Genomic DNA, 13,026 nt, shown 5'->3' with positions numbered 1-13,026 from the left:
CCCGTTTTGAACCGCAATCTTGTCTAGTTTACCGTAGAGACGATACCGTGGCACGGATATTGCCGCTGCAGCGTGCACTAAAGCATATAATTTTAACGGCTATTTGCGCATTGCTCAATCTATACGCAAAGAAGTTTAGATGTCCAGATGTATTGACGTCCATACTTTCAGTGTTTACTCTGGTGCCTGACTTTTCACCTCATTCGCCAGGAAGCCCTCACCATGACGCGTAAACAGGCCACTATTGCAGTGCGTAGCGGATTAAATGATGACGAGCAGTACGGCTGCGTTGTCCCGCCGATTCATCTTTCCAGTACCTATAATTTCACCGGATTTAATGAACCCCGCGCGCATGATTATTCGCGTCGTGGCAACCCTACGCGTGACGTGACCCAGCGCGCGCTGGCCGAGCTGGAAGGTGGCGCAGGTGCAGTATTAACCAATACGGGGATGTCCGCCATTCACCTGGTGACCACGGTGTTCCTGAAACCCGGCGATCTGCTGGTTGCGCCGCACGACTGCTACGGCGGCAGCTATCGCCTGTTTGACAGCCTGGCGAAACGCGGATGCTATCGCGTCCTGTTTGTCGATCAAAACGACGAACAGGCGCTGAAACAGGCCCTGGCAGAGAAACCGAAGCTGGTTCTGGTGGAAAGTCCAAGCAATCCATTGTTGCGCGTTGTCGATATTGCGAAAATTTGTCAGCTCGCAAGGGATGCGGGAGCGATAAGTGTAGTGGATAATACGTTCCTCAGTCCGGCCCTTCAGAACCCACTCGCACTGGGTGCCGATCTGGTATTGCATTCATGCACTAAATATCTGAACGGCCATTCTGATGTGGTGGCGGGCGTGGTGATTGCCAAAGATCCCGACGTTGTCACCGAACTGGCATGGTGGGCCAATAATATTGGCGTCACCGCGGGGGCCTTCGACAGCTATCTGCTGTTGCGCGGCATCCGCACGCTATCGCCGCGCATGGACGTGGCGCAGCGCAATGCCCAGGCGATTGTCGATTTCCTGAAAACCCAGCCGCTGGTGAAAAAGCTTTATCACCCGTCGCTGCCGGAAAATCAGGGGCACGAGATTGCCGCGCGTCAGCAGAAAGGGTTTGGCGCGATGTTAAGTTTTGAACTGGACGGTGACGAGCAAACGCTGCGTCGCTTCCTGGGCGGGCTGTCATTGTTTACGCTGGCGGAATCCTTAGGTGGGGTTGAAAGCTTGATCTCCCACGCCGCGACCATGACGCACGCAGGTATGGCACCGGAAGCTCGTGCCGCCGCCGGAATTTCTGAGACGCTGCTGCGTATCTCAACCGGCATTGAAGATTCTGAAGATTTAATTGCCGATCTGGAAAATGCCTTCCGGATCGCAGCCAAGGGGTAATCATGAGTGTGATAGCGCAGGCAGGGGCGAAGGGTCGTCAACTGCACAAGTTTGGTGGTAGTAGTCTTGCTGATGTGAAATGTTACCTGCGCGTTGCAGGGATCATGACGGAATATTCACAGCCGGGTGACATGATGGTTGTCTCGGCGGCGGGCAGCACCACCAACCAGTTGATTAGCTGGCTGAAACTGAGCCAGACCGATCGCCTTTCTGCGCATCAGGTGCAACAGTCCTTACGCCGTTACCAGAGCGAGCTGATTGCCGGCCTGCTGCCTGCGGACGTGGCGGACGGGCTGATCAGCGCCTTTACGCATGACCTTGAGCGTCTGGCTGCCCTGCTGGACAGCGGAATTACCGACGCGGTGTATGCCGAAGTGGTGGGCCACGGTGAAGTGTGGTCCGCGCGCCTGATGGCCGCCGTGCTGCAACACCTGGGCGTGGAAGCGGCCTGGCTCGACGCGCGTGATTTCCTGCGCGCCGAACGCGCCGCGCAGCCGCAGGTGGATGAAGGGTTGTCCTACCCGCTGCTGCAACAGCTGCTGGTGCAGCACCCGGGCAAACGTATTGTCGTCACCGGCTTTATCAGCCGCAGCAACGCGGGCGAAACCGTGCTGCTGGGCCGTAACGGCTCCGACTACTCGGCAACGCAGATTGGTGCCCTGGCGGGCGTGTCCCGCGTCACCATCTGGAGCGACGTGGCCGGTGTGTACAGCGCGGACCCGCGCAAAGTAAAAGATGCCTGCCTGCTGCCGCTGCTGCGTCTCGACGAAGCCAGCGAGCTGGCGCGTCTGGCCGCGCCGGTACTGCACGCGCGCACGCTGCAGCCGGTTTCCGGCAGCGATATCGACCTCCAGCTGCGCTGCAGTTACACCCCGGATCAAGGCTCTACGCGTATTGAGCGCGTGCTGGCGTCCGGTACCGGGGCGCGTATTGTCACCAGCCACGACGACATCTGCCTGATTGAGTTCCAGGTGCCTGCGGGCCAGGACTTCAAGCTGGCGCATAAAGATATCGACACGATCCTGAAACGCGCCCAGGTGCGTCCGCTGGCCGTTGGCGTGCATAACGATCGCCAGCTGCTGCAGTTCTGCTATACCGCGGAAGTGGCGGATAGCGCGCTGAAAATTCTGGATGAAGCGGGCCTGCCGGGCGAGCTTCGCCTGCGTCAGGGGCTGGCGCTGGTGGCGATGGTGGGCGCGGGCGTCACCCGTAACCCGCTGCACTGCCACCGCTTCTGGCAGCAGCTGAAAGGCCAGCCGGTGGAATTCACCTGGCAGTCGGAAGAGGGCATCAGCCTGGTCGCCGTCCTGCGTAAAGGCCCAACCGAGAGCCTGATTCAGGGTCTGCACACCTCCCTGTTCCGCGCGGAAAAGCGCATCGGCCTGGTGCTGTTCGGGAAAGGCAACATCGGTTCCCGCTGGCTGGAACTGTTCGCCCGCGAACAGGTGACGCTCTCGGCGCGTACCGGATTCGAATTCATTCTCGCGGGCGTGGTGGACAGCCGCCGCAGCCTCCTGAACTACGAAGGGCTGGACGCCAGCCGCGCGCTTGCGTTCTTTAATGATGAAGCGGTTGAGCAGGATGAAGAGTCGCTGTTCCTCTGGATGCGCGCGCACCCGTATGACGATCTGGTGGTGCTGGACGTTACCGCAAGCGAACAGCTTGCGGATCAGTATCTGGATTTCGCCAGCCACGGTTTCCACGTCATCAGTGCGAACAAGCTGGCGGGGGCGAGCAGCACCGATAAATACCGCCAGATCCACGACGCGTTTGAAAAAACAGGGCGCCACTGGCTCTATAACGCCACCGTTGGGGCTGGCCTGCCGGTTAACCACACCGTGCGTGACCTGATTGAAAGCGGCGACAGCATTCTGGCGCTGAGCGGTATCTTCTCCGGCACGCTCTCCTGGCTTTTCCTGCAGTTTGACGGCACCGTACCGTTCACCGACCTGGTGGATCAGGCGTGGCAGCAGGGCTTAACCGAGCCCGATCCGCGCGTTGACCTTTCCGGCAAAGACGTGATGCGTAAGCTGGTGATCCTGGCGCGTGAAGCCGGTTATGACATCGAACCGGACGCCGTACGCGTCGAATCGCTGGTGCCTGCCGGCTGTGAAGAAGGTTCTGTGGATCATTTCTTTGAAAATGGTGAAGAGCTTAACGAGCAGATGGTACAGCGTCTGGAAGCGGCGAACGAGATGGGGCTGGTACTGCGCTATGTGGCGCGTTTCGAGGCCAACGGAAAAGCGCGAGTCGGCGTCGAGGCGGTGCGTCCTGAACATCCGCTGGCGGCGCTGCTGCCGTGCGATAACGTCTTCGCCATCGAAAGCCGCTGGTACCGCGATAACCCGCTGGTGATCCGCGGCCCTGGCGCGGGTCGTGATGTCACCGCTGGAGCCATTCAGTCCGACATCAACCGTCTGGCTAAGCTGCTGTAAAGCCTGAATTTCCCTCTCCCTGCGGGAGAGGGTTAGGGTGAGGGCATCAGACCGCACTCACCCTCATCCTGAATTTCCCTCATATTCCCTGAGCAAACCTCACCGTTATTGTTGATTATTTATGTTGACGTCCCTCCGCTTTTCCGTCATTTTTACATCTGGACGTCTAAACGTATAGAAGTTCACAACACAACAAATAACGACATGCGATTGATAGAGGTAAGGTATGAGCTTTTTTCACGCCAACCAGCGGGAAGCACTGAATCAGAGCCTGGCCGAAGTAAACGGCCAGATTAACGTCTCTTTTGAATTTTTCCCGCCGCGCACCAGTGAAATGGAGCAAACTCTGTGGAGCTCTATCGATCGTCTCAGCAGCCTGAAGCCGAAGTTCGTCTCCGTGACTTACGGTGCTAACTCCGGCGAGCGTGACCGTACGCACAGCATCATTAAAGGCATCAAAGATCGTACCGGTCTGGAAGCGGCGCCGCACCTCACCTGTATCGACGCCACCCGCGACGAACTGCGGGCCATCGCCCAGGATTACTGGAATAACGGCATTCGTCATATCGTCGCTCTGCGCGGTGACCTGCCGCCGGGCAGCGGTAAGCCGGACATGTATGCCGCCGATCTGGTCGCGCTGCTGAAGGAGGTGGCTGACTTTGATATCTCCGTTGCCGCTTATCCTGAGGTGCATCCGGAAGCGAAAAGCGCCCAGGCCGATCTGCTGAACCTCAAGCGTAAAGTGGACGCCGGTGCGAACCGCGCCATTACCCAGTTCTTCTTTGATGTGGAAAGCTACCTGCGTTTCCGTGACCGCTGCGTCTCCGCGGGCATCGACGTTGAAATTATCCCGGGTATTCTGCCGGTCTCTAACTTCAAACAGGCGAAGAAGTTCGCCGATATGACCCATGTCCGCATTCCGCTGTGGATGTCCAAAATGTACGAAGGGCTGGACGATGACCCGGAAACCCGCAAGCTGGTGGGGGCCAATATCGCGATGGACATGGTGAAAATTTTAAGCCGTGAAGGGGTGAAAGATTTCCACTTCTATACGCTGAACCGCGCGGAGATGAGCTACGCCATTTGCCATACGCTGGGCGTTCGTCCGGCGTAATAAGCGCAAAGCCCTCGTATTACGAGGGCTTTTTAGTTACGCGAATAGTTAAAAGGTATTAGCTATCGAATCTGTGGATTAATTCAACTATAACTTATTGCTAGTGGTGTATATCGTAACGGTAACACTGTAAAAGGGAGCATAGCGATGAGCACGTCAGACGAGACCAATAAAGCGGCATCGGTCGGCAAATGCCCGTTCCACCAGGGCGGCGTCGATCACAGCGCGGGAGCAGGTACAGGCAGCCGCGACTGGTGGCCAAAACAACTCCGCATCGATCTTCTTAATCAACATTCCAATCGTTCGAACCCGCTGGGTGAAGACTTCGACTACCGCAAAGAATTCAGCAAACTTGATTACTCCGCCCTTAAAGGCGACCTCAAAGCCCTTTTAACCGACTCTCAACCGTGGTGGCCTGCCGACTGGGGCAGCTATGCGGGCCTGTTTATCCGTATGGCCTGGCACGGCGCGGGGACCTATCGCTCCGTTGACGGGCGCGGTGGCGCAGGCCGCGGTCAACAGCGCTTTGCGCCGCTGAACTCCTGGCCGGATAACGTGAGCCTGGATAAGGCGCGCCGTCTGCTGTGGCCCATCAAGCAAAAATACGGACAAAAAATTTCCTGGGCCGACCTGTTTATCCTCGCGGGTAACGTGGCGCTGGAGAACTCCGGCTTCCGTACCTTTGGTTTCGGTGCCGGGCGTGAAGACGTCTGGGAACCAGACCTGGACGTGAACTGGGGCGATGAAAAAGCCTGGCTAACCCACCGTGACCCGGAGGCGCTGGCGAAGCGACCGCTGGCCGCCACCGAAATGGGCCTGATTTATGTGAACCCGGAAGGGCCAAACGCCAGCGGTGAACCTCTGTCTGCTGCGGCGGCCATTCGCGCCACCTTCGGCAACATGGGGATGAACGACGAAGAGACCGTTGCGCTGATCGCGGGCGGCCACACCCTCGGCAAAACCCACGGCGCGGGTGAAGCCACGCACGTCGGCACCGACCCGGAAGCCTCGCCGATTGAAGCGCAGGGCCTGGGCTGGGCCAGCACGCACGGCACGGGAATTGGCGCAGATGCCATTACCTCCGGTCTGGAAGTCATCTGGTCGCAAACCCCGACCCAGTGGAGCAACTACTTCTTCGAAAACCTGTTCAAATACGAATGGGTGCAGACCCGCAGCCCGGCGGGGGCGATTCAGTTTGAAGCCGTGGATGCGCCGGAAATCATGCCCGATCCGTTCGACCCGTCGAAAAAACGCAAACCTACCATGCTGGTCACCGACCTGACGCTGCGTTTTGACCCGGAATTCGAGAAAATTTCCCGCCGCTTCCTGAACGATCCGCAGGCCTTCAACGAAGCCTTCGCGCGCGCGTGGTACAAGCTGACCCACCGCGATATGGGGCCAAAATCGCGTTACCTTGGCCCGGAAGTGCCGAAAGAAGATCTGATCTGGCAGGACCCGCTGCCGCAGGCGGTGTTCAATCCGTCGAAAGAAGACATTGAAAGCCTGAAGGCGGAAATCGCTGCCTCTGGCCTCTCGGTGAGCGAACTGGTTTCCGTTGCGTGGGCGTCAGCGTCGACCTTCCGCGGTGGCGACAAGCGCGGCGGCGCCAACGGCGCGCGTCTGGCGCTGGCTCCTCAGCGCGACTGGGATGTGAACGCCGCAGCGGTTCGCGCGTTGCCGGCTCTGGAAGCTATCCAGCGCACCACCAACAAAGCCTCTCTGGCCGATATCATCGTGCTGGCGGGCGTCGTGGGCGTTGAGCAGGCGGCGAAAGCGGCAGGCGTTTACGTCAACGTTCCGTTTACGCCAGGGCGCGTGGATGCGCGTCAGGATCAGACGGATATCGAGATGTTTAACCTGCTCGAACCCATTGCCGACGGCTTCCGCAACTACCGTGCGCAGGTGGATGTGTCCACCACTGAGTCACTGCTGATCGACAAAGCCCAGCAGCTGACGCTGACCGCGCCTGAGCTGACGGTGCTGATCGGTGGCCTGCGCGTGCTGGGTGCAAACTTTGATGGCAGCAAGAATGGCGTGTTTACCGACCGCGAGGGCGTGCTGAGCAACGATTTCTTCGTGAATCTGCTGGACATGAACACCCAGTGGAAGGCAACCGACGAATCTAATGAACTGTTTGCCGGAAGCGATCGCGCCAGCGGTGAAGTGAAATACACCGCCACCCGCGCCGATCTGGTCTTCGGTTCTAACGCCGTCCTGCGCGCGCTGGCAGAGGTTTATGCCAGCAGCGATGCCAGCGAGAAGTTCGTCCGCGACTTCGTTGCCGCATGGGCGAAGGTAATGGATCTGGATCGGTTCGACCTGCAGTAACCCTTGTGCCGGGTGGCGCTAACGCTTACCCGGCCTACGGGCAAAAAAATCCCCGCTGATGCGGGGATTTTTATTCACGCTATTTACTCCCACTCCTGCAGGAACCGCTGCCCATACTGGTCGGCCACCAGCAGCGCCGCATATACCTGATCCGGCGTTACGCCGCCGGGCATGTTGTGGATAGTTTCCCCTTCGGCACAGGAGGCTTCCGCGATCAAACGCATTTTGGCCGGAATATCCTCTTTGATATTTAGCTGTACCAGCGTGATCGGCAGCCCAACGCTGTGACAAAGCGCGGCGACGGTCTCTATTTCTTCTACCGGCGCGTTTTCCAGCACCAGCTGCGTGAGCGTACCAAACGCCACTTTTTCACCGTGATAGAAGTGGTGCGCGTCCGGTACCGCCGTCATTCCGTTATGAATAGCGTGTGCTGCCGCCAGCCCGCCGCTTTCAAAGCCTACGCCGCTGAGATAGGTGTTGGCTTCGATAATGCGTTCCAGCGCCGGTGTAACCACATGCTGTTCCGCGGCCAGCATGGCTTTTTCACCCTCTTCAACCAGCGTGTTGTAGCACAGCTCGGCCAGCGCGAGTGCAGCCTGCGTACATTTGCCTCCCGCCATGGTGGTTGCGCCGCTGCGCGAGCAGGCGCGTGCTTCAAACCACGTCGCCAGCGCATCGCCAATCCCGGCGGCCAGCAGGCGTGCCGGCGCGCCCGCGACCACTTTGGTATCGACGATAACCATGTTTGGGTTGTGTGGCAGCATCAGGTAGCGATCGAACTCACCGCTGTCAGTGTAAATGACCGAAAGGGCGCTGCACGGCGCATCGGTGGAGGCGATTGTTGGCGCAATGGCGACCGGCACGTCCATAAAATGGGCCAGCGCTTTAGCGGTATCCAGCGTTTTACCACCGCCGATACCCAGCACCGCCAGGCAGTCGGCGCTGTCTGCCAGCTTTTTCAGCCGATCGATTTCATTTTGTGAACATTCGCCGCCAAACGGCGCTATTTCGGCGTGCAGTTCGGCTTTTTTAAAACTCTGGCGCAGGGTCTCTTCGGCAAAACCCAGCACAAATTTATCGCCGACGACCAGCCAGCGATTGGCCAGGGGTTTCAGATAGTCGCCGAGACGGGTAAGCACATCAGCGCCCTGGATATATTTTCCCGGCGATTGAATGATACGGTCCATAACAGTTCTCCCTTAGAGGTTGAGGTTACCAAACGCGTTTTTCCAGTCCTGCTCGAACTTCTCTATGGCTGACTCTACCGCTGGCGTGCCGAGCATTTGTTGCGCTACGTCTAAGGGAAGCGTGATTGCCTCGCATCCCGCCAGCAGGCAGTCCAGCGCCTGCCGCGGCGTTTTGAAGCTGGCGGCCAGCACTTTGCTTTCCGGCGCGTGCAGTTCCAGCAGGGATTGCAGCTCCTGGACCATGCGAATGCCGTCACCGCCCTGAGCGTCTACGCGGTTTACATACGGCGCGACATATTTCGCGCCTGACAGCGCGGCGAGCAGGCCCTGTGCCGCGCTGTAAACGGCGGTCCCCAGCGTGGTAACCCCCTCTTTTTTCAATGCCTTAATCGCGATGAGCCCCTGAGCCGTCACCGGGATTTTCACCACGATGCCCGGGACGGCGTTACTCAGATGTTTGGCCTCCGCCACCATCCCTTCGGCATCGCGGCTCATGGTTTGAGCAAACAGCGTGCCTTCCGGCCCGATGGCTTTTTGCAGACGCGGCAGCACGTCCCAGATGGATTCACGGCTGGCGGCAACGATGCTCGGATTGGTAGTGACGCCCGCAATGGGGAAGATCCGCGCCAGGCGTTCAACTTCCGCCACGTTGGCGGTATCCAGGTACAGTTCCATTATTTTTCCTTAAGTCAAAAAGGCTGAACAAAGGATAAGGCGCGGGCAGGCAGGGCGGATACAGGCCAATTTTGCCAAATACTGGACAAATGTAATGTCTTTAGCGAAGTGCGAGAGCGATCACAATGCTATTTTTTGGCGGTCAGCTCGCTGTGATACTGGCGACGATATTCGGAAGGAGAGCGTTCGGTGTGCTTGCGAAAGAGACGGCAGAAGTAATTGCTGTCTGTAAACCCACAGCGTGCAGCGATATCTTTGATTTTAAGATCGTAGCCTTTCAGCAGCTGGCGCGCGTGTTCGAGTCGCGTTTGGGTCAGATATTCGTTGAACCCCACGTTGCCAATCTTCTGAAAGAGGTGGGAAAGGTAGTTCGGCGAGACGTAGAACGCCTGCGCGACGGATTCACGGGTTAACGCCGAAGCGTGATGTTCTTCGATGAAGCGGCGAATGGCCTCAAACAGGGCGCGGCTGCGGCTGGCGGTGTGGATGTCGCTGCCAAGCAGATCCCGGCAGTGGCTGAGCAAGCTTAATACCACCAGTATCGCGGTCTCTTGCTCATCCGGCTGCATCTGTAATTCGGCTAGCGTCTGCAGAAGAAAAGCACCCGTTCGCGGACCGCGGCGGGCAACCTGGAGCTGCTGCACAAGCGTATTGTCATGCTGTAACTCGATAGTCAGCAGCTGCTTACCGAAATGTATGCTCAGGGCGTTAGACGATGGATGCGTTAAGTGTCCAAAGGATGAAAATATCGCCTCACAGGGGGCATCAAGGGTAATGACGAGGCAGGGAGATGTTCGGGAATGCTGTTCAGACAGCGCTGAGAAATGAATCTGTCCCAGCGGTAGCGTGCGGTTTACCAGGTCTGCCAGGATTCGGGTGACATCGGAATGCATGAGAAGACTACCGAAATGTGCCGGGTGGCGCTAACGCTTACCCGGCCTACCAGTCACAGGTCCGGGCAAGCGCGGCGCCGCCGGGCATAGAGTATTAGCCGGTGTTACGCATTCCCGCAGCAACGCCCGCAATCGTCACCATCAGCGCCTGTTCAACGCGCGGATCCGGCTCTTTACCTTCTTCTTCCGCCAGACGCGAACGGTGCAGCAGCTCTGCCTGCAGGACGTTCAGCGGGTCGGTGTAGATGTTACGCAGCTGAATAGACTCGGCAATCCACGGCAGGTCCGCCATCAGATGTGAGTCGTTGGCGATGTCCAGTACCACTTTGATGTCGCCTTCCAGCAGTTCGCGCAGCTCTTTACCCAGCGCCCACAGCTCTGGTTTCACCAGACGCTGGTCGTAGTATTCCGCCAGCCACAGGTCAGCTTTCGAGAAGACCATCTCCAGCATGCCCAGACGGGTAGAGAAGAACGGCCAGTCGCGGCACATGGTTTCCAGTTCGTTCTGTTTACCGTCTTCCACCACTTTTTGCAGCGCGGCACCGGCACCCAGCCAGGCGGGCAGCATCAAACGGTTCTGCGTCCAGGCGAAGATCCACGGGATCGCGCGCAGAGACTCTACGCCACCGGTCGGGCGACGCTTCGCAGGACGTGAGCCCAGCGGCAGTTTACCCAGCTCCTGCTCAGGCGTTGCCGAGCGGAAGTAAGGAACGAAATCTTTGTTTTCACGCACGTAGCCGCGGTACAGATCGCAGGAGATATCAGACAGCTCGTCCATGATATGGCACCAGGATGCTTTCGGCTCCGGCGGTGGCAGCAGGTTTGCTTCCAGGATAGCGCTGGTGTAGAGCGACAGGCTGCTGATGGTCACTTCCGGCAGACCGTACTTGAAGCGGATCATCTCGCCCTGCTCGGTGACGCGCAGGCCGCCTTTCAGGCTTCCCGGCGGCTGTGAAAGCAGCGCTGCGTGTGCAGGCGCGCCGCCACGGCCAATCGAGCCACCGCGTCCGTGGAACAGGGTCAGCTCAATACCGGCTTTCTCGCAGGTTTTGATCAGTGCGTCCTGCGCCTGATACTGCGCCCAGGATGCCGCCATCACGCCCGCATCTTTCGCGGAGTCAGAATAGCCAATCATCACCATCTGTTTGCCCTGAATAAAGCCGCGGTACCAGTCGATATTCAGCAGCTGGGTCATGACGTCGTTGGCGTTGTTCAGGTCGTCGAGGGTCTCAAACAGCGGGGCGACCGGCAGAGCGTAGTCGATTCCTGCTTCTTTCAGCAGAAGGTGAACGCCCAGCACGTCTGACGGGGTCTTCGCCATGGAGATCACATAGGCGGCCACCGATCCTTTCGGTGCGTCCACGATCGCTTTACAGGTGTTGAGCACCTCGCGGGTTTCGTTGCTTGGCTCCCAGTTGCGCGGCAGCAGAGGGCGCTTCGAGTTCAGCTCGCGGATCAGGAAGGCCTGTTTGTCGGCTTCGGACCAGCTTTCATAGTCGCCGATGCCGAGATAGCGGGTCAGTTCGCCCAGCGCTTCGGTATGACGGGTACTTTCCTGACGCACGTCGATACGCACCAGCGGCACGCCGAAACACTTCACGCGGCGCAGGGTGTCGAGCAGTTCGCCGTTAGCGATGATGCCCATCCCGCAGGCCTGCAGTGATTTATAACAGGCATACAGCGGCTCCCAGAGCTGTTCGTTCTGGCTGAGCAGACCCTCTGGTTTTGGCAGGCGCTGACCTTTCAGACGCGCTTCCAGCCAGGCCTGAGTGGCCATCAGCTGACCACGCAGTTTCTTCATCAGGAAACGGTACGGCTCGCTGGCGCCTTCTTCTCCGGCCAGCGCGCGCAGTTCCGGTGTCGCTTCAACCATCGACAGCTCGGAGATCAGCACCTGAATGTCTTTCAGGAACAGGTCGGTCGCTTTCCAGCGGCTCAGCAGCAGGACGTGACGGGTGATTTCCGCGGTCACGTTCGGGTTACCGTCGCGGTCGCCGCCCATCCAGGAGGTGAAGCGCACCGGAACAAAGTCGACCGGCAGGCGGTAGCCGAGGTTCTCTTCCAGCTGTTCGTTCAGCTCGCGCAGGTAGTTAGGCACCCCTTCCCACAGGCTGTTTTCCACCACCGCAAAGCCCCATTTGGCTTCGTCGACCGGGCTTGGGCGATGCTTACGAATTTCATCGGTGTGCCAGGACTGGGCAATCAGCTGGCGCAGACGGCGCATCAGCTGGTTACGTTCGTAGTCGGCAATGTCTTTGTTATCCAACTGCTTCAGACAGTTGTTCACTTCCACCATTTTGTGGATCAGGGTGCGACGGGTAATTTCAGTGGGGTGTGCGGTCAGCACCAGCTCCAGCGAAAGCGATTCCACCGCTTTTTTGATGGTGGCTTCGTTGAGGTCTGGCTGGTCTTTCAGTTTACGAAGGGTGCGAGCAATGACTTCCGGGTTGCTTGCCGCTTCGCCGTTTGGCGAAATGCTGTGGTATTGCTCAGCGGTGTTAGCCAGGTTCAGGAACTGGCTGAATGCGCGTGCAACGGGCAGCAGCTCATCGTTAGAGAGGTTCTGCAAGGTGGTGAGCAGCTCCTGACGACTGGCCTCGTTACCGGCACGGGAAGATTTAGACAGCTTGCGGATGGTTTCAACGCGGTCGAGGATGTTCTCCCCCAACGCGTCTTTGATGGTATCTCCAAGCACTTTGCCGAGCATACTGACATTACTACGCAACGCGGAATATTGTTCGTTCATAAAAACCCAGTCACCCCATCATTTTTGTTTATGCCCAGGCGAAAATCATCTGGACATTATTTTGTCATCTCCCTTTATAAAGCCACGTAAAACCCCCGTCGTCAATTGCTGCGAAAACGGTTCAGCAAACGAATAAATGCGGGCAATTTACGAAATTTAATTCGCATTGCGTCAGATAAGAGATGCTTATGGGAATGTGACGGAGATCATGCGATTTGTTGCCCTCACCCTAACCCTCTCCCAGTGGGAGAGGGTACTCTTCGGT

At 58.2% G+C, this 13,026-nt stretch carries 8 protein-coding genes; 4 read left to right on the top strand and 4 right to left on the bottom strand.

Annotated elements, in window-relative coordinates; translation table 11 throughout:
• The first annotated feature begins 222 nt into the window (after positions 1 to 222).
• From metB to katG, 4 genes are all read left to right on the top strand, one after another.
• Positions 223 to 1,383, top strand: coding sequence for a cystathionine gamma-synthase (metB, locus tag EnteroDNA1_RS13395; RefSeq protein ID WP_048978884.1), 1,161 nt, complete (start codon positions 223 to 225; stop codon positions 1,381 to 1,383).
• 2 nt (positions 1,384 to 1,385) lie between these two features.
• Complete coding sequence (locus tag EnteroDNA1_RS13390; protein WP_032662744.1) at positions 1,386 to 3,818, top strand: bifunctional aspartate kinase/homoserine dehydrogenase II; 2,433 nt, start codon at positions 1,386 to 1,388, stop codon at positions 3,816 to 3,818.
• A 226-nt stretch (positions 3,819 to 4,044) separates the two neighbouring features.
• The gene (gene metF, locus EnteroDNA1_RS13385; RefSeq protein ID WP_069303424.1) at positions 4,045 to 4,932 is read left to right on the top strand and encodes a methylenetetrahydrofolate reductase; all 888 of its coding nucleotides are present in this window, start codon (positions 4,045 to 4,047) and stop codon (positions 4,930 to 4,932) included.
• 147 nt (positions 4,933 to 5,079) lie between these two features.
• Complete coding sequence (gene katG / locus EnteroDNA1_RS13380; protein WP_039264223.1) at positions 5,080 to 7,260, top strand: catalase/peroxidase HPI; 2,181 nt, start codon at positions 5,080 to 5,082, stop codon at positions 7,258 to 7,260.
• 83 nt (positions 7,261 to 7,343) lie between these two features.
• Here katG and gldA read toward each other — a convergent pair whose 3' ends face one another.
• The 4 genes from gldA to ppc form a co-directional block, all read right to left on the bottom strand.
• Positions 7,344 to 8,447, bottom strand: coding sequence for a bifunctional L-1,2-propanediol dehydrogenase/glycerol dehydrogenase (gene gldA, locus EnteroDNA1_RS13375; RefSeq protein ID WP_069303423.1), 1,104 nt, complete (start codon positions 8,445 to 8,447; stop codon positions 7,344 to 7,346).
• Between the two features lie 12 nt (positions 8,448 to 8,459).
• Entirely contained in the window at positions 8,460 to 9,122 is a 663-nt protein-coding gene (gene fsa, locus EnteroDNA1_RS13370; protein ID WP_069303422.1) for a fructose-6-phosphate aldolase, read from the bottom strand.
• Positions 9,123 to 9,250: 128 nt separating this feature from the next.
• Positions 9,251 to 10,015, bottom strand: a complete 765-nt coding sequence (locus EnteroDNA1_RS13365; RefSeq protein ID WP_069303421.1) for a helix-turn-helix transcriptional regulator — start codon at positions 10,013 to 10,015, stop codon at positions 9,251 to 9,253.
• A 94-nt stretch (positions 10,016 to 10,109) separates the two neighbouring features.
• The gene (gene ppc / locus EnteroDNA1_RS13360; RefSeq protein ID WP_023309665.1) at positions 10,110 to 12,761 is read right to left on the bottom strand and encodes a phosphoenolpyruvate carboxylase; all 2,652 of its coding nucleotides are present in this window, start codon (positions 12,759 to 12,761) and stop codon (positions 10,110 to 10,112) included.
• Between the last annotated feature and the right edge of the window lie 265 nt (positions 12,762 to 13,026).

Source organism: Enterobacter sp. HK169 (genome assembly GCF_001719105.1).
Lineage (GTDB): Bacteria > Pseudomonadota > Gammaproteobacteria > Enterobacterales > Enterobacteriaceae > Enterobacter > Enterobacter asburiae_B.
This window is presented reverse-complemented; position numbering and strand designations above follow the sequence as displayed.